This is a genomic window from Actinomadura sp. 3N407 (assembly GCF_052245875.1).
Lineage (GTDB): Bacteria > Actinomycetota > Actinomycetes > Streptosporangiales > Streptosporangiaceae > Spirillospora.
Map to the genome: position 1 here is coordinate 12238 of NZ_JBQQBP010000024.1, position 24401 is coordinate 36638.

The 24401-nt window shown below is 68.8% G+C and carries 25 protein-coding genes and 1 pseudogene; 15 read left to right on the forward strand and 11 right to left on the reverse strand.

Annotation, left to right across the window (positions count from 1 at the left end):
* Position 1 precedes the first annotated feature (1 nt).
* A complete protein-coding gene (locus ACTWPP_RS38875) occupies positions 2 to 2704 on the reverse strand; it encodes an ATP-binding protein (protein WP_443109457.1) in 2703 nt (900 codons plus the stop codon).
* A 138-nt stretch (positions 2705 to 2842) separates the two neighbouring features.
* On the opposite strand from ACTWPP_RS38875, the gene ACTWPP_RS38880 reads away from it, so the two are divergent.
* The 4 genes from ACTWPP_RS38880 (at position 2843) to ACTWPP_RS38895 (ending at position 5391) form a co-directional block, all read left to right on the forward strand.
* The gene (locus ACTWPP_RS38880; protein WP_443109458.1) at positions 2843 to 3097 is read left to right on the forward strand and encodes a hypothetical protein; all 255 of its coding nucleotides are present in this window, start codon (positions 2843 to 2845) and stop codon (positions 3095 to 3097) included.
* 50 nt (positions 3098 to 3147) lie between these two features.
* Positions 3148 to 4047, forward strand: coding sequence for an LLM class flavin-dependent oxidoreductase (locus ACTWPP_RS38885; protein ID WP_443109459.1), 900 nt, complete (start codon positions 3148 to 3150; stop codon positions 4045 to 4047).
* Positions 4048 to 4135: 88 nt separating this feature from the next.
* Positions 4136 to 4570: a cupin domain-containing protein gene (locus ACTWPP_RS38890; RefSeq protein ID WP_443109460.1), complete on the forward strand. Its 435-nt coding sequence runs from the start codon at positions 4136 to 4138 to the stop codon at positions 4568 to 4570.
* A gap of 191 nt (positions 4571 to 4761) precedes the next feature.
* Positions 4762 to 5391 carry a hypothetical protein gene (locus ACTWPP_RS38895; protein WP_443109461.1) on the forward strand — a complete coding sequence of 210 codons (630 nt, stop codon included), beginning with the start codon at positions 4762 to 4764 and terminating at the stop codon, positions 5389 to 5391.
* Between the two features lie 301 nt (positions 5392 to 5692).
* On the opposite strand, the gene ACTWPP_RS38900 is transcribed toward ACTWPP_RS38895, so the two are convergent.
* Entirely contained in the window at positions 5693 to 6277 is a 585-nt protein-coding gene (locus ACTWPP_RS38900) for a dihydrofolate reductase family protein (RefSeq protein ID WP_443109462.1), read from the reverse strand.
* Between the two features lie 148 nt (positions 6278 to 6425).
* On the opposite strand from ACTWPP_RS38900, the gene ACTWPP_RS38905 reads away from it, so the two are divergent.
* Positions 6426 to 7430, forward strand: a complete 1005-nt coding sequence (locus tag ACTWPP_RS38905; protein ID WP_443109463.1) for a sigma-70 family RNA polymerase sigma factor — start codon at positions 6426 to 6428, stop codon at positions 7428 to 7430.
* Positions 7431 to 7633: 203 nt separating this feature from the next.
* Here ACTWPP_RS38905 and ACTWPP_RS38910 read toward each other — a convergent pair whose 3' ends face one another.
* The 3 genes and pseudogenes from ACTWPP_RS38910 to ACTWPP_RS38920 form a co-directional block, all read right to left on the reverse strand.
* A complete protein-coding gene (locus ACTWPP_RS38910) occupies positions 7634 to 9781 on the reverse strand; it encodes a hypothetical protein (protein WP_443109464.1) in 2148 nt (715 codons plus the stop codon).
* A 174-nt stretch (positions 9782 to 9955) separates the two neighbouring features.
* Positions 9956 to 10291 carry a hypothetical protein gene (locus ACTWPP_RS38915; protein ID WP_443109535.1) on the reverse strand — a complete coding sequence of 112 codons (336 nt, stop codon included), beginning with the start codon at positions 10289 to 10291 and terminating at the stop codon, positions 9956 to 9958.
* Between the two features lie 208 nt (positions 10292 to 10499).
* Positions 10500 to 10856, reverse strand: a pseudogene (locus ACTWPP_RS38920) (SMI1/KNR4 family protein); the annotation flags it as partial.
* A gap of 56 nt (positions 10857 to 10912) precedes the next feature.
* Between ACTWPP_RS38920 and ACTWPP_RS38925 the strand changes: the two are divergent.
* Entirely contained in the window at positions 10913 to 11209 is a 297-nt protein-coding gene (locus tag ACTWPP_RS38925; RefSeq protein WP_443109465.1) for a hypothetical protein, read from the forward strand.
* 29 nt (positions 11210 to 11238) lie between these two features.
* On the opposite strand, the gene ACTWPP_RS38930 is transcribed toward ACTWPP_RS38925, so the two are convergent.
* A complete protein-coding gene (locus ACTWPP_RS38930) occupies positions 11239 to 11388 on the reverse strand; it encodes a hypothetical protein (RefSeq protein WP_443109536.1) in 150 nt (49 codons plus the stop codon).
* On the opposite strand from ACTWPP_RS38930, the gene ACTWPP_RS38935 reads away from it, so the two are divergent.
* The 5 genes from ACTWPP_RS38935 (at position 11340) to ACTWPP_RS38955 (ending at position 14456) form a co-directional block, all read left to right on the forward strand.
* Positions 11340 to 11585 (forward strand): response regulator transcription factor, encoded by a 246-nt coding sequence (locus ACTWPP_RS38935; RefSeq protein ID WP_443109466.1) that lies wholly within the window; start codon positions 11340 to 11342, stop codon positions 11583 to 11585. The genes ACTWPP_RS38930 and ACTWPP_RS38935 overlap by 49 nt on opposite strands.
* Before the next feature lie 112 nt (positions 11586 to 11697).
* Complete coding sequence (locus ACTWPP_RS38940) at positions 11698 to 12102, forward strand: hypothetical protein (protein ID WP_443109467.1); 405 nt, start codon at positions 11698 to 11700, stop codon at positions 12100 to 12102.
* Positions 12103 to 12331: 229 nt separating this feature from the next.
* Entirely contained in the window at positions 12332 to 12832 is a 501-nt protein-coding gene (locus tag ACTWPP_RS38945; RefSeq protein WP_443109468.1) for a DUF6985 domain-containing protein, read from the forward strand.
* A gap of 127 nt (positions 12833 to 12959) precedes the next feature.
* A complete protein-coding gene (locus ACTWPP_RS38950) occupies positions 12960 to 13607 on the forward strand; it encodes a hypothetical protein (protein ID WP_443109469.1) in 648 nt (215 codons plus the stop codon).
* 279 nt (positions 13608 to 13886) lie between these two features.
* Entirely contained in the window at positions 13887 to 14456 is a 570-nt protein-coding gene (locus tag ACTWPP_RS38955; RefSeq protein ID WP_443109470.1) for a hypothetical protein, read from the forward strand.
* Positions 14457 to 14537: 81 nt separating this feature from the next.
* Here ACTWPP_RS38955 and ACTWPP_RS38960 read toward each other — a convergent pair whose 3' ends face one another.
* Positions 14538 to 15569: a saccharopine dehydrogenase family protein gene (locus tag ACTWPP_RS38960; protein ID WP_443109471.1), complete on the reverse strand. Its 1032-nt coding sequence runs from the start codon at positions 15567 to 15569 to the stop codon at positions 14538 to 14540.
* Positions 15570 to 15669: 100 nt separating this feature from the next.
* Here ACTWPP_RS38960 and ACTWPP_RS38965 point away from each other — a divergent pair, with 100 nt between their 5' ends.
* Positions 15670 to 16653 (forward strand): helix-turn-helix domain-containing protein, encoded by a 984-nt coding sequence (locus tag ACTWPP_RS38965; RefSeq protein ID WP_443109472.1) that lies wholly within the window; start codon positions 15670 to 15672, stop codon positions 16651 to 16653.
* 127 nt (positions 16654 to 16780) lie between these two features.
* Here the strand turns inward: ACTWPP_RS38965 and ACTWPP_RS38970 are convergent, their stop codons facing one another.
* Complete coding sequence (locus ACTWPP_RS38970; protein ID WP_443109473.1) at positions 16781 to 17869, reverse strand: ROK family protein; 1089 nt, start codon at positions 17867 to 17869, stop codon at positions 16781 to 16783.
* A gap of 256 nt (positions 17870 to 18125) precedes the next feature.
* Positions 18126 to 19277, reverse strand: coding sequence for a serine hydrolase domain-containing protein (locus tag ACTWPP_RS38975; protein WP_443109474.1), 1152 nt, complete (start codon positions 19275 to 19277; stop codon positions 18126 to 18128).
* A gap of 500 nt (positions 19278 to 19777) precedes the next feature.
* Here ACTWPP_RS38975 and rox point away from each other — a divergent pair, with 500 nt between their 5' ends.
* Together rox and ACTWPP_RS38985 are read left to right on the forward strand one after the other, a co-directional pair.
* Positions 19778 to 21202: a rifampin monooxygenase gene (gene rox / locus ACTWPP_RS38980; RefSeq protein WP_443109531.1), complete on the forward strand. Its 1425-nt coding sequence runs from the start codon at positions 19778 to 19780 to the stop codon at positions 21200 to 21202.
* 60 nt (positions 21203 to 21262) lie between these two features.
* A complete protein-coding gene (locus ACTWPP_RS38985; protein WP_443109532.1) occupies positions 21263 to 21397 on the forward strand; it encodes a DUF1905 domain-containing protein in 135 nt (44 codons plus the stop codon).
* A gap of 69 nt (positions 21398 to 21466) precedes the next feature.
* Here ACTWPP_RS38985 and ACTWPP_RS38990 read toward each other — a convergent pair whose 3' ends face one another.
* Both ACTWPP_RS38990 and ACTWPP_RS38995 read right to left on the reverse strand, forming a co-directional pair.
* On the reverse strand, positions 21467 to 22408 hold the full coding sequence (locus ACTWPP_RS38990) for an SDR family NAD(P)-dependent oxidoreductase (protein ID WP_443109475.1): 942 nt from the start codon (positions 22406 to 22408) through the stop codon (positions 21467 to 21469).
* 38 nt (positions 22409 to 22446) lie between these two features.
* Positions 22447 to 23322: an NmrA family NAD(P)-binding protein gene (locus ACTWPP_RS38995; protein ID WP_443109476.1), complete on the reverse strand. Its 876-nt coding sequence runs from the start codon at positions 23320 to 23322 to the stop codon at positions 22447 to 22449.
* A gap of 116 nt (positions 23323 to 23438) precedes the next feature.
* On the opposite strand from ACTWPP_RS38995, the gene ACTWPP_RS39000 reads away from it, so the two are divergent.
* Complete coding sequence (locus ACTWPP_RS39000) at positions 23439 to 24386, forward strand: AraC family transcriptional regulator (protein ID WP_443109477.1); 948 nt, start codon at positions 23439 to 23441, stop codon at positions 24384 to 24386.
* Positions 24387 to 24401 lie beyond the last annotated feature (15 nt).

The window sequence follows — 24401 nt, forward strand, 5'->3', positions numbered from 1 at the left end:
TTCAGGTCAGATCCAATCTGACCAGATCGTTGCGCGAGGCGATCTGCAGCTTCGGATAGGCCTTGTACAGGTGGTAGCCCACGGTGCGCGGGCTGAGGAACAACCGGGCTGCGATCTCCCGGTTGGTGAGCCCTTCCGCGGCCAGCTGTGCGACCTGCAACTCCTGCGGGGTCAGCCGATCGAGCAGTCCGTTCGATCGGGACGCCGCCGCGGGTGTCTCGCCGGTGGCCCGCAGTTCGGTTCGGGTCTGCTCCGCCCATTGCGGTGCTCCGAGCCGCTCGAAGGTTTCCAGTGCGGAGCGGAGCAGCGGCCGTGCCTGGTTGCGCTGGAGCCGGCGGCGCAGCCACTGACCGTAGAGGAGTTCGGTGCGGGCCCGCTCGAATGGTTTGTCGTCGTCGCGGTGCAGGCGCAGGGCCTGCGCATAGTGGTCGCCGGCCGCTGCCGGATCGGCCAGCAGGGCGCGGCAGCGCGCGTCCAAGGCCATGATCCACGCCTGTCCGGTGGCGCGCGCGTACCGGCCGAACTGCGCGCAGGCCTCGGTGACGAGCTCCGGGCGGCCGCAGCGCGCGGCGGCCTCCGCGTAGACGGGGAGGCCGAGGAGTCGTTCGATGTTGAGGCCCTGGACGGGATCAGCGGCGAGGATCTCCGTCCTGCCGATCACGTCCTCGTACCGTCCCGCGGACGCATCGAGCAGGTTGCGGGCGTAGACGGCCTCGGAGGCGTGTTCACCGGGGGCCTCGTTGAGGAGATCGTCGCTGAGGGCTCGGCACCGTTCCCCATCACCTGCGATGGCCGCGACGTAGGCCTGCAGCCCCGAGAAGAGCGCGACGTAATGGGGTTGATCGGTGGCCGTCGCGACACTCCTGCCCTCCGCGGCGGTGGTGGCCGCCTCGCCGATGCGCCCGGACATGACGAGGATCCGGGTGTGAAGCACCAGGACGCGGGCGAGCGTCCCGGCGGCACCGCGTTCCCGGCAGTCGGACGCGAGCCCGGCGGCCGAGTCGAGTGCGGCGTTCAGGTCCCCGAGCCAGTAATGGAACCACAGGACGCTGATCCCCTGGCAAAGGCTGAACCCGGACGTGTCGATGGCGGTCAGGTGACGTCGCAGGGAGGGGACGTCGGCATCGAGTTCGGCGCCGACGACCTGTTCCATCGCGGTCCCGACCCATTCCAGGAAGGGCGAGCGCGACCGGATCCCGGACACGCGACGCGCCAGCCGCCGGGCGGTCTCGATGTCGCGGTCGGCCCGCACCGCCAGAATGGAGTCGGTGATCATGGAGGCGGTCATGTCGGGGGCGATGTCCCGAACGCCGAGGGCCGCCTCGACCACCTGGAGATGGTCGGTTCCCGGCAGGTTCCGTTCGTAGGCGATCGCCGCCGCCACCCGCGCCAGGCGTGCCTTCGCCAGCGGATCAGCCGGCTCGTCGCTGACTTTCGCGGCCAGACGCGCGGCACGTTCGGGCTGACCGGCGTCGTGCGCCGAATCCGCGGCGGCCGCCCATCGGCTGAGGCGGCGCTTCGGGTCGGCGGTGAGCTGCGCGGCCCGCTCGTAGGCGGCGGCGACCACGGAAGAGTCACCGTACGACCGCGCCTGTTCGGCCACACCCTCCAGCGCGGTCGCGGCCTCCTCATCGTGCCCCGTGGCCGCGGCGGACAGATGCCAGGCCCGCCGGTCCGGCGTGGCGGCTTCCGCCAGGGCCCGGTGCGCGTCGATGCGCCATGATGCCGGCGCCCGCCGATAGGCGGCGGAGCGCATCAGCGGGTGACCGAAGAAGATCCGCTGATCCGTGACGCGGACGAGCTGCTCCCGCTCGGCGGCTCCAAGGTCCTGCGGCGAAGCCCCCATGGCGGCGGCCGCGGTCAGCACGGTGTGCAGATCGCCGGTGTCGTCGGCACCGGCGATCGTCAGCATGATCCGCGTCCCCTCGGGAAGAGCGTCCACCCGAGCGGCGAAGGCTTCCTCGACCCGTCCGGTGACCGGCTCCGTCCCGATGTGGAGGGGGACGGGCGGCAGGTCCCCGGACCGCTGCGCCGGGGTCAGCGTCCGGGGCAGTTCGCGCAGCGCGAGCGGGTTTCCGCGGGCCTCGTCCAGAATCCGATCGCGAACGTGCGCCGCCAGGTCCCAGTGCTCGCCCAGAAGCTGTGCGCTGGCCGTACGGTCGAGGCTGCCCAGCCGCAGGTCCGGCACCCCCGAGGCGGGGAACGCGCACCCGTCGCGCACCGCGAAGATCACTACGACCGGACTGGCATGGATCCGGCGGGCCGCGAACAGGAGCGCGGTCGAGGAGGCGTGATCCAGCCATTGGGCATCGTCGACGATGACCAGGAGCGGCGCCTCATTAGCGATCTCGTCGAAGAACGAGAGCGTGGCCAGCCCGATGAGGAACCGGTCCACGGGTATCCCGCTGATACGGCCGAACGCGATCTGCAACGCGGTGGCCTGAGGCGCGGGCAGCGCGTCGACGCGATCGAGGAACGGCGCGAGCAGCAGGTGAAGCCCAGCGAAGGTGAGTTCCGTCTCGGCCTCCACACCCGTGGCCGAGATGACGCGCAGCCCGTCGGCCGTGGACGCCGCGTGCTCCAGCAGTGCGGTCTTGCCGATCCCGGCCTCGCCGCGGACGACCAGCGCACCGCCGCGCTTCTCCCGCGCGCCGGCGACGAGATCGCCTACCACGTCCAGTTCGCCGGGGCGTCCATACAGCACAGGACGAAACCTAGCCGTTCGTTCCCTGTCCTCGCATGTTGCTGATACGCACACAGATTCGGCGGCCCGTCGGGCCGTCCTACGTTGACATCCGGACACTTCGCCCCCATGGGTATCCGACAAGTTGCAGGAGAGACCGTGCGCGTTCTTGCCGCAGGGGCAACAGGCGTCGTCGGCCGGCAGGCTGATGCCTGCGCCGCCAACGCCGGTCAGGAAGCCTGTGGGATGGCCAGGGACGCGGCAGGAACGGGCGACGTCGAGATCGTGGACGCGCTCGACCGCGATGCCGTCCACCGCGCGGCGCGGAGCGTCCTTCCCGAACGCGCCCTGGCGGACCGGAACTCCTCGATTACGGATCTCATGACGGATTTGGTGATCGCCCCCTCCCTCTAACGTTCGGTTCAAAGCCGATTGAGAAAGGCGTTCGCCATGGCGCTCAGGATGTGGGTTTCTTCGCCCTGGAGCAGGGGGCGGGGCCGATGAAAGTGGGGATCGGGCTTCCAACGACCATCCCGGAGTTCATCCCGTCGCAGGTTACGGAATGGGCGCGCAAGGCCGAAGGGCGCGGGTTCTCCTCGCTCGGCACCATCGACCGTCTGGCGTACGACAACGCAGACCCACTGATAACCCTCGCGGTGGCGGCGGGCGTCACCAGCCGAATCCGCCTGGTGACGGGGATCCTGCTGCCGAACCTTCGTGGCAACGGCGCGACGCTGGCCAAGGAAGCGGCGACCCTGAACGTGCTTTCCGGCGGTCGGCTGGTGTTCGGGCTCGCCCCGGGCGCGAGGAAGGACGACTTCACCGCGGCCGGAGCCTCTTTCGACACCAGGGGGCGGGTCTTCGACGAGATCCTGGAAGAGATGGAGGAAGTCTGGTCCGGAGAGCTCCGCGGCCGGAAGGGCCGGATCGGTCCCGTCTCCCGCCCGCAGGTCATGATCGGCGGCGGGGTCGCCAAGACGTTCGCACGCGTGGCCCGGTTCGGCGACGGCTGGATCGACGGTCAGACCCCGCCCGCGGAGTTCGCCGGGAAGGCCGCTGACGTGCGCAAAGCGTGGGCGGATGCCGACCGCGAAGGGCTCCCGCGGTTGGCCACCCAGCTCTACTATTCACTTGGGCCGGACGCATCACGGCACGCGTCGGAATACCTGATCGACTACTACTCGTCGTGGCTGGGCGAAGAGACCGCGGAGGCCATCGCCGAGGGCGCGCTCACGGACGGAGAGGCGATCCGCACCACGCTCCGCGCCTATGAGGCCGCGGGATGCGACGAGGTTCTCCTCTCCCCGGCCAATCCTGATCTCGGCCAGGTCGACCTCCTGGCCGACGCCATCCAAGGGCGATGACCAGCGCACTCGATTGACCAGCGCACTCGATTGACCAGCGCACTCGACTGACCACCGCACTCGACTGACAAGACGGAAGGGCCCTTCAATGGCATTCGATCCCAAGGCCGTTCAGAAGTTCACCGCAGCGGACGCGCCGGTCTGGCTGCAGATCGGTACCCATCGAGCCTACGTGGGCTACATCGCCGACGAGGAGGAGGGCTCGAACATCGGCATGGCCTACATCCGCTTCCGTGCCGGAGTGAAGTTCGACTTTCTCTGGGCCTACGACGAGGTCGCGGTCGTGACCAGTGGAAGTCTCACCGTGCGGGTCGGCGAGGACACCATCAACGCCCGGAAGGGCGAGTTCGTTTACATGCCCGCGGGCATCCTGTGCGCCTTCGACATCCAGGAGGACGTCGAAGCGGTCTGCGTCCACTACCCCACCGACGGCAAAGCCGGTCGCGAGTGGGAGGGCCCGGAGCGCCTGCCGGCGGAATCCGAAATACGCCTGGTGCCGGTGAGTGAGGTCTGGGACTGGTAGGACGCAGCCCGCCTTGCAGGCTGGACGAGCTGCGGCCCGCGGCGGTCGAGGACGCGGCGAGGGACGAGTTCACGATGTTCGGGCGCGCGCCCCGACTGATCCGCCGAGCCGGCCGAGCCGGTTGGGTCCGGACATACCGGGTACGGCTTGGCCTGAAATATCGGACTATCACCTGGTCAGGAGGGATTCTCATGACTGGGAAAATGCGAGCGCCCCGCAGCCGCGGCATGCTCAGCGGGCTGCTGCTGGTGCTCCTCGCGATCTGGGGCGGGCTCATTCCGTTCCTCGGCCCCTACTTCGACTTCGGCTTCGGCTCGAGCGAGGCGTGGGTCTACAGCAACGACCGGCTGGTGCTGTCCATCCTTCCGGCGATCGCCGTCGGCCTCGGCGGGCTGATCCTGATGATCGCGGCGAACCGGCCCGTGGCCCAGTTCGGCGGCTGGCTGGCCGTCCTCGGCGGACTGTGGTTCGTCGTCGGCACCACGATCGCCGCGCTCTGGAACATGGGCGTGGGAACGCCACTCGGCGGTGAGGCGCGCCAGGTCGCCGAACGGCTGTCGTTCTTCGAAGGCCTCGGCGCCGCCATGGTCCTGCTGGCAGGGCTGGCACTGGGACGCTTCCTTGTGGTCGGCGTGCGCGAGGCACGGCAGGCGGACAGGGAACGCCGCCCCGTCGATGACCGCGTCGCCGCCGATGACCGCCCGGAGGCGACCGCCGTCCCGGCACAGCGGAGCAGGCGAAGCCCCTTCCACATCGGCCGGCAGAAGGCGGGAGCCTCGGCAGGGAAGGAGCGGCACACCACGCCACCGCGAAGAGACTGACAACACCCGCGACCAACGTCGGACCGCAGCCCTCTGACCAAAGAGGGCGGCGGGCCGAACGTGGACGCGTTCAACGGAGCCTACGATCGCCCCCGGCTTGTGTCGGGCCGGGGTAGCGTCACCGCGTGATCGAGGATCTGGTGGCACGGGCGGAATCCCGGCGAAGACGCGGTCGTCGAAGAACTGGCTGACCGCGCGGCGGCGGATCCGGCGGTGCACCGGGCCATCCCGCCTGAGCGGGAACGTACTGGATCCAGGACCCCGCCTACCCCGACTGCCCAGGCTGCGGAACGGCAATGGACTATGTCCAGCCGTCTCGGACGGGCTGGTAGGTGAGAAAGGCGAGGCTGTCACCGACGGTGCGGATGTCGACGAGGCGCATGGGGCTCTTGTCGCTGGTCTCGCCGAAGAGTCGGTCGCCGGCTCCGAGCACGACCGGGTGAACGATGAGCCGCAACTCGTCGACCAGGCCATGCTCCATCAGCGTATGCACGAGTTGACGGCTGGCGTAGACGACGATGTCCCCGTCCAGCTCCTGTTTCAGCTTCGAGACCTCGTCCACCACGTCGCCCCTGAGAACCGTCGAGTTGCTCCATTCGGGCTCCTGGAGGGTCGACGACACGACGTACTTGGGCAGGCTGTTCAACCTGTCCGCCCACGCGCCACTGCGGGAGAGCCATCGCGCGGCGAACCACTCGTCGCTCCGCCGACCCAGCAGCAGGGCCTCGGCGCGCAGTGCCTCGTCCAGCTCAAGCTCGGCCCACGCTTCACGGTCCTTGTCCCCCATCCGGAGAAACCAGCCGCCGTGCCTGAAGCCCTCCTCGCCGGTCGGGTCCTGGACGACTCCGTCGAGCGAGACGTTCTCGCTGATGATGATCTTTCCCATTTCGGGTACTCCTTGGTCGGCGTCGTCAACTACCACTGATATGGACACCGAGACATCGGGAAAGTGGCGCCCGCCGACCGCCCCGTTCGTCCTCCGGCCGGTGTCTGTATCCGAAGGCGGCGCCGCAGGGTCCGGGGAAGGAGGTGACGTGGGGGTGGCAACCGGCGACCTGATGTCCCAGGCGCGCGCTGGGGACGGCGACGCGTTCCGGGAGCTGATCGAGCCGTACCGGAGGGAGTTGCTGGTCCACTGCTACCGGATGCTCGGATCCCTCCAGGACGCCGAGGACGCCTCGCAAGAGACGCTGCTGGCCGCCTGGCGAGGCTTCGGAGGGTTCGAGGGGCGCGCTTCGCTGCGTACCTGGCTCTACCGGATCGCCACCAACCGGTGCCTCAACGCGCGCCGGTCGGCCGGCCGGCGCCGGGCCAAGGAGTGGGACGTGCCCAATGTCGAACCGCCCGAGCCGACCCGGCTCGGCGAGGTCGTCTGGCTCGAACCGTTCCCCGACGCCCTGCTCGAAGGGGCCATCGACGTGCCGCTCGGCCCGGAGGCCCGGTACGAGCAGACCGAGTCGATCTCCCTGGCCTTCGTGGCCGCCCTTCAGGTGTTGCCGCCTCGCCAGCTCGCCGTGCTCATCCTGCGCGACGTCCTCGGATTTCGCGCAGCCGAGGTGGCCGACATGCTGGACTCGACCGTCGACTCGGTCAAAAGCGCCCTCAAACGGGCTCGCGCCGGTCTGCAGAGCCGGCGGCCCACGACCGGGGACCGCGAACCGACGCCCGCCTCCGAGGACGCGATCGTGGCGAAATTCGTCCGCGCGTGGGAGTCCGCCGATCTCGATGCGTTGGTGGCTCTCCTGACCGACGACGTCTTCATATCGATGCCGCCGATGCCCTTCGAATACGAGGGCCGAGACGTCGTGGCCCGCTTCTGCGACGGTATATTCCGCGCAGGTCGGAGATTCGACCTCGTGCCGACGCGAGCCAATGGTCAACCGGCGTTCGGAGCCTACCTGCGCGGCCCTACCGGCATCCGCCACGGGACCGGCCTCTACGTCCTCACCCTCACCGGCGACCGGATCTGCGCCATGACCCGTTTCGACAACAGCGTGCTCCCATGGTTCGGGTTGCCGCGATCGCTTCCGGGCCCATAGCGACCTCCTGTGAATTTAGGTGACTCCCCATGGAGTACAAGCAGGCCTTCCCACGGAAATGTGACGTAACGGATTCCATGTAATTCTGTTCATCCCAGAACAAGCACGGCCGATTCAAAGTGGGACGCCCGCGGGGTTGCATAAGGCGGCTATGTTCTCCGGCGACACGGGGCTCAAGGGGGGAGCGGTCTGAGCCCGGCCTGTCAGTCAGGTGGGTGGAGGATGTGGGCCTCTTCCAGGGACCAGGTGCCGTGGCCTCCGGTGACCTGGAGGAGTGCGTGGGAGCGGAGTCGGATTTCCGTGTCGCCGTCCGGGAGCGCGAGCGTCCGGATAGGGGTCAGAGTGGCGTCGAGGTGCAGGAGGCCGAAGGCGTCTCCGCTGCGGAACAGCACAGGTCCCGGCGGGCCCAGGTAGCGCACTACTGCGGTTCGGTCATCCGCTATGGAGTGCTCGAACGGTCGGACGTGACCGGTGGGCGGCACGGTGATGGCCTTCTGTTCTCCGGCTTGGGCAAATGCGTCCACGTCGGCCTGGTCCAGGGGCGTCACGTCGACCCGCCAGTCCGCCCCGGCGGTCCTCACCTGGATTACCGCCTGCGCCGGAACGGCGAACGTGCTCCGGCTCGGCGGGGACCCGCCCTCCGGCAGCGGGCTGAGCACGGCGGTGGACACGACCGGATCGCAGCCGTGGAGCGCGGCCAGGTTCGGCCCGTGCAGGTGAACCCGGTGGGGTCGTCCACCTGGGCATGTCACGACGGCGATTCCGGCCGGCCCCTGGTAGTTGAGCACTTCGGGCCCGCTGCCCGTGGCCGAGCCGGTGAACTTGCGTGCGCGTTCCGGTCCGCTGATCGTGACGGTCCACCGCCCCTCGGACTCGACGTACAGGAACCTCTTCGTGAGCGCCTTGTCGGATACCAACCGGTCGTCCAGGACGGTCGTGGCGGGCGGGGCTCCGGGGCCGCACACCACGACCGGGGTCCCCCGGCCGAACTCGGTACATCGAAGCCAGGCCCGCAGCGTCCCGGGGCCCTCGTTCCCGAACTCGGCCAGCACCGGCTGGGGAAGCCGTCCCTTGATCTTGACGCGCGTACCGCCGACGCCACGGACCGTGCCGTAATGGGCGTGATCGACCGGCGCGAACTCCGGCGGCGGTGTCTCGCCCCCCACCAGCCAGCGGTCGAGTTCGGTGGCCACCCTGCGCGGCTCCTTCACCCGAAGGCACAACCGGCGGACCAGACGCCCCCGCTGAGGCATGCCCGTCTGCGGATCCAGATCCTTCAGAGTCAACATGACCCAGAACCAGTTCCCCCACCGCAGCCGGCGCGCGGGAAGAGAAACGTCGTCTCGCATCCGCAGGACGAGGTTGATTTCCTCCCGGAACGGCGTCAATTGGGCCACGTCCTCCTCGACCCGGCACCGCCGCGGCTCGTCGCCGTAGCGGACCGCCGCGATTCCGGCGCGCGGAATCCGCAGCACCTTCCACAGCAGCAGCCCGTCCCAGATGACGATCTCATCGTCGGTCACCCACATCCGGGGCCGTACCAGCACCAGCCTGAGCGTCTGGATCGCGACGCCCACGAGGACGACCGCGAAGAGCGGCGACCACGCGCTCGCGACCAACTCGGCCCGGGTGGTCTCCTTGTTGAACGCGACCCAGATCAGACCGAACAGCAGCAGCAACGCCGACAGCGAGAGCAGACCGACCGCCCCGAACAGGGTCCGCGCCGTGGACCTGGCGATCTTCACCCTGATCGTGGAGGAACCGGGCCGCGCTGACCAGCCCCACCGGTCTCGGTCGGCGAGGTCGCGCAGGGCGGAACGCCCGCGTTCCCTCGCCTGCCGCCTGCGCGACGCGGGAGAAGCCCGTGTCCAGTAAACGCCCCACAGCACCATGGCGTTCAACCCCACCCCAAGGCCTCCGGCCATAGCGGCGAAGACCCCGGGCCTGTACGACCGCGACCAGTCCGGCGACCCGCCCTTCATGTGGACGAAGCTCCCCGAACCGACGTGGAGGGCGGGGACCCCCTCCCCCGCGTGAACGGAATGGCCGCCGTCGCCCCTCAGCTCAACTCCCTCGGCGGTCAACTGAAAGAGGCCGCCGGTCGTGAACGTGCCGTACCAGGAACATCCGCCTAGTCCGCACTCCTCCGAGTGCGCGATGAACGTGCCCGGAACCCCCTCACCTCTCGCGGCGCGACCAGTGGCCGCGACTTCCTCCGCCAGGACACCGAAGACGAACGGCCAGACCATCAGCAGCCCGATGCCGACCAGGAGCTGGGAGACGGCGAAACGCCCGAGGTTGTTGGCGCCGTACCTCTTCGCGGCCAGGTCGACCTCGCGTCTTCCGCTCATCCCCGCCCCGTCCAGACCGCCGCCGAGGCCCGAGCCGGACGGCACATTCCCGGACCCAAGGATCACACGGCGGAGGCAGAAAGACCGAACGCGCGGACGATGCCGCCGTCTTCGATATAGACGTGGCTGAGCCGCCTCCCCATAGGCCAGGCACTTCACGGCAGAACAGGATGTTCAGCGTTGGTGTCGCGCGTGTTCGAATTCGGCGCGGGCGGCGAGTCTGCGCTGTTTGTCCTTCGCCCGCTGTTCGGCGCGGTCGGGCATGGTGGCATGGTCGATCTCGGTGTCCGGATCGAAGCCGGGGTAGGCGGCGGTCAGCGCAGGACGGATCGACCCAAGGTGGGCACCATGGTTGAGCAGCCACCAGAGCACGTCCTCCGGGTCGACGTGGCCGGAGTCTTCGTCGACGTAGGCGAACGTCGACCAGCCGCCGTCCCGGCGCCAACCGATCAGCACCCGGTCCGCACTCCGCGGTGAGACCTCGACTTCGACGACCCTCGACAAATCCATGAATGAGCTGCAGATATACGTGGACATTCCTGTGGTACGGGTCGAACCAGGCGCCGTCGACGTCCTGGCCGTGTTCCCTCTTCCTTGCCAGCAGGTCCCCGACCAACCCGGTGAGTGCGGCGGCCACGCCACCCCCGGGATACGCGAACTCATCGTCGATCGTCCAGTAGACGGTCTTCCACCGCTTGGGGGAGCCGACGGGCTCCGCCAGCCAGCACAGCGCGCCGCCGACCGAGTCCGATCCCCACAGCACCAGCCCACCGGGCTCCGGGTGAACGGGGTGCGGGCATTCCTCACCGTCGTCCTGGAGAAGGAGCCGCTTGTCCTCCAGCCACCCGCGGCCTCTATTGATCATCTCTTCGAGGTCGAAGCAGGAGAACTCATCGCAGAACGCGCCGCGCCCGTACCGCCGGGCGAGTTCGACGAACTCGGGGGGAAGGGTCAGCCCGAGCGCTTCCTCCACCCGCGTCCAGACGGCGTCGGCGTCCACCGGCCCTGCGGGCGGCGGTACGAGCGCGAGCAGCCTTTCGAGTTCGGTCATGAACGCAGACTCTAGCCACACCATCCCGGGTCATCCGCCCGCCGTAGGTTTCGACCGCGGCCGCGCGCCGTGAGTTCCCGGTGAGGCTCCTGCAACAGCCACTCGTCTCGTTCACGGTCGGTCTTCGGCAGAAGGAGGTGGCCTCAGTAGGTGCGGCGGCGCTCACTGATCTACAGGACCGCATCGCGGACAGACTCGGCATCGACTCCATCCGCATGTTCCAGTCGATCCGGCCGCGCGGCGCGCGCCGCTACGCGACCTCGTCCATCTCGTTCGGCCTGGCGGTCCTGCTGAGCATCGGCGCGGTTGGCATACGCGCTGACCCGCTGAGGGCGGTGTTGACGGGGAGTTGCGCGGCTGTGCACGGCGGCAGATGAGAAACGTCGTTGCGCATGGGTGGACGGTTTTACTCCTTGACCGCTTGCAGGGTGTAGCTCGCGGCCAGCCGCTCGGGGCGCTCGGCCAGCCGCCATTCGCCGATCTCGTCCACGATCATGTGTCCAGGTAGTGCCTGCCAGGGGACGCTGTCATGCTCGATCAGGCCGGTCAGTCGCATCCACCCGGGAGCGGGACGTCCTGGTGCTCTTGGCCGAGGGACTCACGAACCGGCAGATCGCCGGTCGTCTGGTGGTCTCCGAGCACACCGTCCACCGGCATGTCACGAACATCCTGCGGAAGCTCGACCTGCCCTCGCGGACCGCGGCCGCCGCCTACGCCGCCCGATCCGGGCTACTCCGGCACGGCCGGGAATAGCCAGATCTGGCGACGCGAACCCCCGCCCGCCGTACCTAGCGTCAGGGCATGGACACCATCGCAGACGGCGGACGAGCTGGTGCGCGTATGCCGCCCGGGAGGCACGATCGGGATGCTCAACTTCACGCCGACGGGCCTGATCTCCGACTTCTTCGCAGCGCTCGCGCCGTACATGCCTCCCCCGCCCCCCGACGCGCTGCCGCCGCCTCTGTGGGGCAGCGAGGAGCACGTCCGGGGGCTGTTCGGCGATCGCGTGGAGTCTCTCGAGATGAGCCGCGACGAGTACGTCGAGAAGGTGGAGTCGCCCGGCGCCTACGTCGACCTTTTCAAGCGCACCTTCGGACCGGTGGTCGCCACCTACGCGAGCCTCGCCGACGACCCGGAGCGGCTGGCTGCGCTGGATCGAGACTTCCTGGAGTTCGCGACCCGCACCAACCGGGGCTCGGCTGACGGGCCTGCCGAGTACCACTACGAGTACCTGCTGGTGGTCGCCCGGAAACGCGGCTCGGCGTCCTGAGCGGCTGCACCGGATCTCCATAGGTGAGGACGACGTTCGGCGGCGCTGAGGCGGCCCCCTGACGTTCTCAGTGCGAAGACGTGCATGCGCACCGGCAGAACTATCAGCTCGGCGACCATTACGCGTGGTGGTTTACGGCTGGCCAAGGTTCCCCACAAGGGGCTCGCGGCCCGGAGGCCCTGGGTACGGCGGCCTTGGTGACAAGATCGGCGCCACGTACTCTGGCGGCATGCAGATCCCCGGCCTCGGCCCGGTCGTCGAGGACACCGACCTGGGCTGGCATCAGAGCGAACCCATTCCCGTGCCGGTACTGGGCGGTGCGCCATGCCGCTTCATCGTCGACGGCTATGTCGATGACCCCTCACCCGAGGACTTCCACACCGCGATCCGTACGTTCCTGGCACTCGACCGGTCGGTGCTGACCGCGGCAGCACCGTCGATCTTCGCCTACTACCGCGACGTCACGGACGACATCCTGGCCTCCGGCGACGACGACTGGTACGTCGAGATCGAAGGCCCGCACGACGTGTTCGACCACATCCGGCTCGGGAACGAACCGATGGTCACCCGCGATTCACACAGCGACCGGCACGTCTACGTGTCGCTGGAGTGCGAATGCGATTGGGAGCCCGAGCATGGCCTGCAGATGGTGTTCAGGGACGGCCGTACGGTGACCAAGGTCGGCCCCTACGACGGCCACCTGACCAACTCGGCCCGCCTGGGCCGATGACTCCTCGACGCTGCGCCCGCATCAGGCACAAGACCCGATCGACCACATCGGCGTGTGCGGATACTGTGAGCGCTCCTGCCTGATGGGCCACGGTTCCAGCTACCTACCTGGGTGAATGCGACCTGACGTGCGAGAAGAGACCGCCGATGCTGCGGCGCTGCGGGCACGGTTGCGGCATGTCTACTGGATCGGCGGCGGCAGCGGCGCGGGCAAGTCGACCGTTGCCAGGCGTATCGCGGCCCAGCACGGCTTGCGCGTGTACTCGACCGACGACGTGATGCCGGACCACGCCGGCCGCAGCACGCCGGAGGAGGCCCCTTGCTTGAGCAGGTTCAAGACCATGGGCATGGACGAGCGCTGGGTGAACCGGTCTCCGGAGACGATGCTGGAGACCTTCCACTGGTTCCGGGGCGAGGCGTTCGGCCTGATCGTCGAGGATCTGCTGCGCTTTCCGGCGGATACCGGTGTGATCGCCGAGGGCTTCCGGCTGCTGCCCCACCTCGTCAAGCCGCTGCTCGCCGAGCCGGGCCACGCAGTCTGGCTCCTGCCGACGCCGGGGTTCCGCCGGGCCGCGTTCGACGGCCGCGGCTGGGAGATCCCGCGCAAGACCAGCGATCCTGAACTGGCCCGGCACAACCTGCTCGAACGCGACCGGATGTTCACCGACCGTCTCTTCGAGGAGACGAAGCGCCTCGGCCTGCCCGTCATCGAGGTCGACACCGTGATGAACGAGGGCGAGTCCACCGCGCAGGTGATGCGGGCGTTCGGGCTCTGAGCCGGGACGGGACGCCGCGCGCCCCCGAAGTTCCCGCGCCGAGCGCCATCGCCTTCTCGGATGTACCGACATATCGTTCGCCTTGACAGCGAAACCGGGGAAGCCCTCAACGCCTCGATGTCACGGTCTTTTCATCGACGCCGACGATGGTCGCGTCCAGCAAGGCTGACTGCTCGTCTGATGCGCCGGCCTCGGTTGCGGCATGTGTCTGAGGGCTTGGTCCCCGTCGTCCGCCGTAGATTGGAGCGCGACCGCGCCGGCTCCACGATGGAGATGAATGTGGCCAAGATGCAGCTGATGCCGGGAGAGAAGCTGCTGTATTCCTGCAAGGCGAACGCCGTCATCATCCCGTCCCAACACGGCCTGTCCAGGTTCGCCGCCGACGAGTTGCTGCCGCTGGTCGGGATGAGGGGGAAGGAGGCGATCGGGGGCCAACTCCTTGTCACAACACTTCGCTTGGTCTTCAAGGCGCACAACTTCAACCGGTTGCGCGGTTCGGTATCCACACCGCTGCCCGTCATCGAGGACGTGCGGCCGTGGAGATCAGGTCTGGCCGTGGGAGTCGAGGTCGTGACCCCGGTCGCTACGCAAAGTCATGTGACTTGGTCCAGGGGAAAAGTGATCAGAGCGGTCGATGAGGCGTGCCGGCTCCTGGGGCCGGCGCAACGAGCTCAGATCGAATCGGCGTCCGATGCCCTTGGCGGCTGGGACGTGAACCGCCCTGCCGAGACGCTCAACCAAGTGGCGCGGCAGCTCTTCGACATCACAGGCGCCCGGCCGACCGCTCTGGACTTGATCGGCCTGCTCAACTTCAGCCGGTCCGAGCCACCCGGTAACGCACGTGAATAGATACCGGCATTTTCCCAGCGCGTCACGCCGACACTTTCAGCGCCGGCGACACGCAGCGCACTACGTGGGTGCTCTGCTCCGTTAGGAGCGCAGTTCCAGGGAGATGTGCGGGGACAGCGCGCGGAGGAAGTCGGGGGCGTCGAAGATCTTGCCGGCGGAGGCGACGCCGACGGTCCTGGTCCGTCCGGTGAGTATGCGGTCGATCGCTTCCACCACGAGCGGCGCGGTGACGGCGTAGATGTCCTGGCCGCTTGCCACGGCGCGCCGTTCAATGCCGCCGGAGCGCACGACGACGTCGACGAGGAAGGTCTGCGCGGAGCGCCCATGGTCGTCGGCCGCGGCCGGTGCCGGTGTGTCCGGGGACGACAGATCCCTGGCGGCCTCGACCGCCATGTAGGTGCACACCTCGGGGATGGAAAGGTGGCTGGGAATGGTGACGACGTCAGCCATCGTGAACTCCCCGATGACTGCCCGGGTGCCCATCGGGTCGGGGAACGGCCACTTCAGGGTGGGCGGGTTGTCAGTGCGGTATTCGAGTTGCCCGTTCGTGTAGCGGACGCGTCGGCCGTTCCGCCGCTCCCGGGAGACGTTGCCCGCGGCGCGCGTCCCGTCCGTGGGGTGCCAGCTGCTCAGCCCGTACGCGATGTGCGCCTCGTCGGCCGCCGTCCAGTCGCCCATCGCCGCGGTGGCCGCCAGGTCGCCGAGGCCGCCGAAGAAGGCCATCGCGGGGACGATCACTGCTCCCGCGGCGCGGGCGCGGTCCGTGAAGTGCGCGAACGTGTCGACGTTGGCCTCGATCTCCGCCGCCACGTCCACGTACGGGATCCCGGCCCGCAGGGCCGCTTCGATCACCGGGGCGGCGGTCGTGGCGAAGGGCCCGGCACAGTTGATCACTGCCGCCGCACCGGCCAGCGCGCGGTCGAGCGAGCCCGGATCGTCGACCGATGCCGGCCGGGCCTCGAGTCCGGGATGGGACGCCGCCAACGCCTGCAGTTTGCCGGCGTCGCGACCGGAGATGACCGGGACGAATCCGCGCCCCCGCAGCTCCGCCACCACGAATCGCCCGGTGTGCCCGTACGCGCCGAACACCGCCACCGGCTGCCCCGATCCCATGTGCTCTCCCCTGCGCTCGAATGATCCACTGCGGACATCCTGACGGGGACGGCGCCCGACCGCGAGCGTCCGGAACGCCACGACCCATACAATTCCGGACATGCGTACTGTCGCGTTGGCCGTCACCGAGGGCGTGCTGCACTTCGAACTGTCCCTGGCGCACGAGGTCTTCGCCGCCGCCCCGGCCGACGTGACGGTCCCCTGGTACGACGTCACTGTATGCGGGCCGGTCGCCGTACGGGTCGGCCGATTCCTTCTGGAGCCCGACCTCGGGCTCGACCGGCTCCAGGACGCCGACACCGTGATCGTCCCGGGCTGGGCCGACGTCGACGAGGACCCACCCGCCGACCTGGTCGACGCGGTGCGCGCGGCACACGAGGCGGGCGCACGCCTTGTCTCCCTCTGCACGGGCGCGTTCGTGCTCGCCGCAGCCGGCCTGCTGGACGGGAAACGCGCGACCACGCACTGGGCGCACACCGAGGCTCTGGCCACGCGACACCCCCGGGTGGAGGTCGACCCGGACGTGCTCTACGTCGACAACGGCAGCGTCCTCACCTCCGCCGGGAAGGCCGCCGCGCTGGACCTCTGCCTGCACCTCGTCCGCCTCGACCACGGCTCGTCGATCGCCAACGCCGTCGCCCGCCGCCTGGTCGTGCCCCCGCACCGGGCCGGCGGCCAGGCCCAGTTCGTCACCACCCCGGTGCCCGCGCAGGACGACCACCCGCTCGCCGCCCTGTTCCCCTGGGTCATGCAACGGCTTGACCAGCCGCTGACGGTGGAGGACCTGGCCCGCCAGGCAGGGATGAGTTCACGCCATCTGGGACGCCACTTCAAAGCGGTCACCGGCACTACCCCGCTGCAATGGCTGCTGATCCAGCGGATCCGCCACGCCCAGGAACTGCTGGAGAAGACCGGCGACAGTGTCGACATCATCGCGGCGGCCACCGGCATGGGCACCGCCACGACGCTGCGCCGGCATTTCAACCGCACGGTCGGCGTGCCGCCGGACACCTACCGCCGCACCTTCCGCGCGCAGGCCCGCCCCAGCCCGAACGACAACGGGCAACACCACAAACGCCCCTGAGCCATCGTCCGCACATTGGCAGCGCCGCGCGGTTGTGGCATGAGGGGACGTTTGTATTTCCTCCTCTACGCAAGGCGCATTCGTTCTGACACGCCCTGGCCGCGAACTACAGGCGCAAGCAAGGTGTCTAGTGGGACGGTGCAGGGTCCGGTCCACCCATGGGGTAGGGCTCGCTCGTTATGCCGGGCCCCCGGATCTCCGAGCGAAGTGCCTCTCGGGCCGCGATCGCCGCCCCGCGGGCACCCGCCATGTCCAGGTTCGGAACGAGAGCGAAGATCGCCTTCCGCTCCTGCTCGACACGCAGTCCGGTGTGTCGGCGTACCAGAGACAGCAGCCAGTTCCGGAATCGGGGGTTCGCCTCCACGACGCCGCCGCCCAGGAGGTAGGCGTGCGGATCAGTGAAATCCGCCGCGATCGTGAAGAGCCTGGCCAGCGCCTTCGCCTGCTGCTCGAAGATCGCCAGTGCCATGGGGTCGTCTCGTTCGGCGTACGAACGCAGCTGCTTGGCGGCTTCCGGCAGCGGCACCTCCGACAACGGGTGGCCGGGAAAACGACGAAGCCAGGGCGGCAGCAGATTCCGTTCCAGAGCGGTCAGCGAGGCGATGCTCTCCACATCCCCCGAGTTCCCGCAGTTGCACATCGGCAGAGGCTGCCCGTCCTCAACGATTCCATCAAGAGGAATGCGGATGTGCCCCAGCTCACCGGCCATACCGGACGCGCCGCGGACGACCTGGCCTGATTCGACCACCCCGCCGCCCAGCCCCGTCCCGACGATCGCCGACACCGAGGAACGCCCCATCGCCTCGGCACCGAAGTACGCATGATGGGCGTACAAGGCCGCCGCGTTGGCGTCGTTGCTGTAGACGACCGGCAGCCCGATCCGCTCTTCCAGCCCAGTGCGGATGTCGTACCCGGCCCAGTCCGCGTTACCGAAGTTCGTTGAGCCCTTCGCCGAGATGACCCCTTCAGCGCTCGCCGGACCCGGCGTGTCAAGTCCCACGCCGATCACAGACGACCTGCTCACCCCGGTGACCTTCAGCACCTCGTCCAGGATCGCGCCCAGCGCCCGCAGCGCCGCCTCCGGTCCCTCGCGAACACAACTGGCGGACTCCATCAGCCCCGACACCAGGAAGCGGCCCTCAGCGTCCAGGACGGTCGCGTTGTTGGTCGTTCCGCCATTGTCGAGACCCACGATGTACCAAGGGCTGGCTTCCATGTCCGCTCCTGTCCACGAAGGCGTCGGCACCGGCGCATTCTCAGCATGGAGACGCCGCACCTTGACAGCAAGGCCGCGGCCGTCCCTCGCCCGTCATGGATCCGTGCGCACCTATCGAGAGCAAGAGGAACTCCCCTCGTGGCCGCCTCTGCGACCACGAGGGGATCCCGGCAGCGTCGCCGCACCGGCGAGGGACTTGACGAACAATTCATTCTCGCAGCGAGCCCATCCACGAGCACGCTGAACAGATCACGGGTCAGTCGCCGCACAAGGCCGTGGGAAGGGCTTCCGCCATGGCGTCATCCAGGGCCGGTCCGCCACCCGGGTTGAGGTTGACCATGACGGTGGCCTGCCTGCCGTCCATGGTGGCACCCGAGCGGACGCTGAAGCCGAGCATGTCACCGTCGTGCCCCCAGAACCCGTCACCGCAGGTGGGGGAATCCTTGGCGGGAAGCCACTGCAGCCCCAAGCCGTACTTGGACCCTGATGCGCTTCCCGTGAGGCGGCCGTCCAGCATCTCCCGCAGCTGCGCCGGCTTCAGCAGGCGTCCGCGCAGCAGCGCCGCCAGGAAGCGGTTGAGGTCGGAGGCGCTGGAGATCATGCCGCCCGCGGCTCCGGCGACGGTCGGGTTGAGGCGCGTGATGTCCACCAGGTCGGACTCGGGCCGGACGTATCCTCGGGGGTGCGGCCCGGGGATGCCGGGCGCGTCGCTCGGCACGAACGTGTCGTGCAGCCCGAGCGGAACGATCACGCGCCGACGGATCTCCCCGCGGTAGGAGCGTCCGGTCACACTCTCGATGATCATTCCGGCCAGCAGGTAGTTGGTGTTGGAGTAGCCCCATTCCTCGCCCGGGTCGAACTCGCGGGGGTGCGGCAGGGCGATGTCCACCAGTTCCCGCGCCTCCCAGTGCCGGAGCGGGTCGTCGAGGACCTCCATCGGGGACAGGTGGTCCAGGACGTCCGGCAGCCCGCTGGTGTGCTGGAGCAGCTGGCGGACGGTGATCTCCCGCCCGTCGTTGCCGGCGCCGCGCACCACCCCGGGCAGGTACCGCTCCACCGGAGCGTCCAGCTCGATCCGCCCTTCGCCGACGAGCTGGAGCACCACGGTGGCGGTGAACGGCTTGGTCACGCTGCCGATCCGGAAGCGGCTGCGGGGATTCACCGGTGCGCCCGTCCGGATGTCGGCGACGCCACTGGTGGCCACCTGGCGGCCGTCCCGGTCGTTGGCCTCCGCGAGCGCCCCGGGAGCCCCGTCCGGCCCGGTGAGCCGCTCCACCACCGGCCGCAGCCGGGCGTGACCGGCCGCCTCCGCCGGGCCGGCCGCGTCCGCCGGGGTGGCCGTGGCCGCCACTGTCAAGGCCAGAACCACCGTCGCCGCACGCCGGAACATCGAGTTTCTTGTGATCATGAACGGCCACGATAGGTTTCGGCACACCGACCGCACATCCATCACGCGAGCCATCCATGCCCTCCCCCTCAGAGGGAAGAGAACCGTGAAGCGGAGTCTCGCGAGTCCCGGCCGCCTGCGGGCAACGGAACCCGCACCCGTGTAAACCGTCTCGCCGTGCACGCCATCCCCGTTCGGAGTCCTGATCACGTGGCTGGAAAAGGATTGGACGGGTGATGCTCGGGCTTGTAGCTTGCGGTTGAACGTGACACGCCCGAGGAGGTGAGACCCATGAACGCCGTATCGATGTGGGTGCTCCCCCTTCCCGTCACGGTCGGGCGATTGACGTAGGTGTCGCCGGGAGCGCCTCGCCAACAAGGCACTCCCGAAAGGCAACACCTATGCACTCTCCGCAGTTCACCGCCGAGCCGTCGTCCAACGATACGGTCGAGCGCGACTTCACCGTGGGCGACGTCCCCGGACTCTGGTCGCCGGCCTCCGGCGCCGATCGTGCGCCCCTCATGTTCGACGTGATCATTGCCGGGTGCGGGCCGACTGGTGCGATGCTGGCCGCCGAACTGCGGCTGCACGATGTGCGGGTACTCGTTCTGGAGAAGGAGACCGAGCCCGTGTCGTTCGTCCGCATAGTCGGTCTGCATATTCGCAGTCTCGAGCTGATGGAAATGCGCGGACTGCTGGAGCGCATTCTCGAACACGGAAGACAGCGTCCGGCCGGCGGTTTCTTCGCCGCCATCACCAAACCAGCGCCCGAGGGCCTGGATTCCGCGCACGCCTATCTGCTGGGCATCCCGCAGCCGGTCATCGTTCGCCTGCTCGAAGAACATGCGATCGAACTGGGGGCGCAGGTCCGGCGCGGTTGTGCGGTGGCCGATTTCGAGCAGGACGACGAGGGTGTGACCGTCGAGCTGGCCGACGGGGAACAGCTGCGTTCGCGTTACCTCGTCGGCTGTGACGGCGGGCGCAGCACGGTGCGCAAACTGCTCGGCGTCGGCTTCCCCGGCGAGCCCTCGCGGACCGAGACCCTGATGGGCGAGATGGAAGTGGGGGTGCCGCAGGAGGAGATCGCCGCCAGGGTGACCGAAATCAGCGGGACCCATGAGCGATTCTGGCTCAGGCCCTTCGGCAAAGGAATCCATAGCGTCGTAGTCCCCGCCGCGGGAGTCAGCGATCGCGCGGAACCGCCCACACTCGAGGATTTCAAACAACAGTTGCGCACCATCGCCGGAACCGATTTCGGCGTGCACTCCCCGCGCTGGCTGTCCCGCTTCGGCGATGCCACCCGGCTGGCCGAGCGCTATCGGGTCGGTCGGGTGCTGCTGGCCGGCGATGCGGCGCACATCCACCCGCCCATCGGCGGTCAGGGCCTCAACCTGGGCGTTCAGGACGCATTCAACCTCGGCTGGAAACTGGCCGCACAGATCCGGGGCTGGGCGCCGGAAACATTGCTGGACACCTACCAGGCCGAACGTCATCCGGTCGCCGGGGACGTGCTGGACAACACCCGCGCCCAGATGGAACTGCTGTCCACCGAACCGGGCCCGCAGGCCCTGCGCAGGCTGCTCACCGAACTGATGGACTTCGACGAGGTGAACCGCCATCTGATCGAGAAGATCACCGCGATCGGCGTCCGCTACGACCTCGGCGAAGGCCCCGACCTGCTCGGCCGCCGCCTGCGCGACATCGACGTGAAACAGGGCCATCTCTACGGTCTGCTGCATCGCGGCCGCGGCCTGCTGCTGGACCGCACCGAACGCCTGACCGCCGGCGGCTGGTCAGACCGGGTCGATTACCTCGCGGATCCCACTGCGGTACTGGATGTTCCGTGCGTCCTGCTACGCCCCGACGGCCACGTCGCCTGGATCGGCGACGATCAGCAGGACCTGGACGACCACCTCTCCCGCTGGTTCGGCAAGCCCGCCAACTGACTCGGGTGTGGCTCCTTCGGCGGGGCTGTCCTTCTTGCGCGCCACAAGATCACCGGCATCCTGCGGACAGCCGCGATCTTCCCCGACAGCACACGAAGCAGTTACGTGCTGCCGATAAAGCGTGCCGTCCGCACGACCGAAGGTTTCGGCCCCGGTGACATCGCGACCGTGACCGTCGAAATCATCGACCATTGACCACCGGAGAGGAACCAGCATCAGCGCCTCTGCGGCAGAGAGGATGCACCGGCCCCTCAAAATTCTGTGTCACGCGTCCAGGCCGTGGAGCGCGGCCGGCAGTCGGTTCTTCTCGACGAGCCGGGCGCTGTCGTTCCACAGCGCGTGGGCCAGCTCATCGCTGCGTGCCAGGGCCGAGGGGTCGGTCCAGGTGAGCTGACCTCGTCTTAGAGCCGCGTATGAGTATCGGTGCGGGGGCGTCGTGAAGTGGCCGAGGACCAGGTCGGCCAAGGCGTCGCCCGCGGCGGTCTGGCCGTTGAGCGTGGGATTGAGCCTGCGCAGCGGTCGTCCCAGCACGGGGGTGCCCAGCAGTGACCAGGCCGTCCGCAAGGGCAACGACAGGTGTTGTGCCAGTCCTGTGCCGAACACCTGGCCGGGGTCGTAGGCGATCACGGTCAGTCGCCGGCGCTTGGTGTCGAGATGTCCGGACAGCGACCGTGCGGTGAGGACGGCGCACAGCTTCGAGGCGGTGTAGGCGTGCTGGCCCGCCGTGCGTGGCCGGGGGGCCCGGTCGGGGTCCCGGTCAGGATGTGCCAGCAGTTCGGCGTTTGCGTGGCGGGGGGTCGCGAGCCCGGCGCCGGTGGCGGGATCGTGTGTGCCGCTGGTGGTCAGCACGACGGTCGCGCGGTCCGCGAGGGCGGGTGACAGCAGTCGCAGCAGCAGATAGTGCGCGAGGTGGTTGACGGCGAACGTCGTCTCGAAGCCGTCGACGGTCCGGCCGGCGGCGTCGGGGAGGATGACCCCGGCATTGAGCACGAGCGCGTCGATGGGAGCGCCGCCGAGTCGTTCGCGGATCGATGCCGCGAACGCGCGTACCGAGTCGAGTGACGTCAGGTCGAGCGGGATCGGCTCGCCGGCCGGTGCCGGCCGGCGAGCCCCCAGGATCAGGCGGGTGTCGCCGGAGCGCGCCAGCCGCTGCGCGGTGATCGCCCCGAATCCCGATGTTCCGCCCGTCATCACGATCGTGGACACGCCACCGCCTCCCGAACCGGTGGCGGGAGTCGGCGGTGTCATGTCGCGGGCCTGCCGGTGGCGGTCTGGACGACGTGACGCAGCGTCTCGTCGATCTCGGTGGTGCACGCGTGTTCCCGGTCACCGCGAGGGTGGAACAGGCCGCGTTGTTCCGCGTCGTACAGTGCCGCGAGTTCGTGCGCCAACGGCGCGGGCAGGCCGGCGTCGAGCATCGCGCCGATCCAACCGGCCTGGGGGATGGTGACCACCTGGAGCGGCTTGCCGAGCACGGCCGCCAGTCGCTCGGCGACATCCCTTTCGGTGTACTCGGGCCCCGACAAGTCGACGGTCTCGCTGGTCGAGGGAGGCGCGAGCAGTGTCGCGGCGGCGACCTTCCCGATGTCGCGAGTGGCGATCATCGGGGTGGGGACGTCGGCGTTCTCGCCGAAGACGGGATAGATCCCGGCGCCCAGAGCGGCATCGAGCACCGTCTCGACCTTCTCCTGGAAATGCGGGGAACGCAGCGCGGTCAGCCGCACGCCGGTCTGCCGCAGCCGGTTCTCGAGATGGTGGAGCCAGCGGACCGGCCCGGTGCCTTCGGCCAGGTCGGCACCGACCGAGGACAGCATGACGACATGAGTGACACCGCTGTCGCCGACCGCACCGGCGATCGAATCGGCCAGCCGGCGATGCGCGGCGTCACCGGCGGTCGGGATGGTGGGCAGCATGATGAATGCCCCGTCCACGCCGTGCAGCGCCTCGGCCAGTGCCGCCCGGTCACCGAAGTCGGCGACCACGGCCTGCGCTCCCCGCTGTTCGATGGCCAGACCCTTGGTCGCGTCACGGACCACGGCCCGCACCGGTACGCCCCGGTCCAGCAACTCCTGGGCGGTCACAGCTCCGACATGCCCGGTGACGCCTGTGATCGTGTACATCGGTTCCTCCCATGCTCGCTTCGGGTGGTCGTTCGTTCTCCAGCCAAGCGGCACCAGCTGAGGCGATCCATATCTGATTCGCGCGTTTCCATGTCTGTGCGTCTACCATGGGTGCCGTGGATCCCCTGAGCGATCTCCTGGAAGGCGTCCGCGCACGGACCGCGGCGTTCTGCCAGGCGATCCTGGACCCGCCGTGGGCCTTGCGTATCGCGGACGGTGCCGCCCTAGCCCTGGCCACCGCGTTGCACGGGCACGCATGGATCGTGCCGGACCACGGAGAACCGACACTGATGCGCACCGGAGACGTAGCCATCATCAAGGGCCCGCACCCCTACACCGTCAGTGACGATCCGGCCACCGTCCCTGACATCGTCGTCCACCACGACAATCGCCTGACCACCATGGACGGCACCGACGTCACCGACGCTCTGCGACTCGGACCGCGTACCAGCGGACTCACCCGCGACGGCTCGGCGATCGTCGCCAGCGGCACCTACCAGATCGGCAGCGACGTCACCGAACGACTCCTGAACGCCTTGCCCGACATCGTGCTGGTGCCTGCGGCCGAGGCCCAGAACCCGGTGATGACCTTGCTGGCTCAGGAGGTGGGCCGCGACGGCCCGGCCCAGGAAGTCGTGCTCGCCCGGCTGCTCGACATCGCACTCGTCGCCACGTTGAGCGCGTGGTTCGCCCGTCCGGACGCGCGGGCACCGGGCTGGTACCGGGCGCAAAGCGACCCGCAGGCCGGTCCCGCGCTGCGGCTCATGCACGACGACCCCGCCCACCCTTGGAGCATCGCCGCCCTCGCCGCGAAAGTGGGCTGCTCCCGAGCCGCCCTCGCGCGCCGCTTCACCGCACTGGTCGGCGAACCGCCCATCACCTACCTGACCCACTGGCGGATGGCGCTCGCCGCCGACCTGCTCCGGACGTCCGACCACACCATCGAGACAATCGCCCACCGAGTCGGTTACGCCAACGCGTTCGCCTTGAGCGTCGCCTTCAAACGCATCCGCGGAGTATCACCCACGCAGTACCGCGCAGGTGACAGCCTCGCAGCGCGCTGAGCTCGGGTGCTGTGC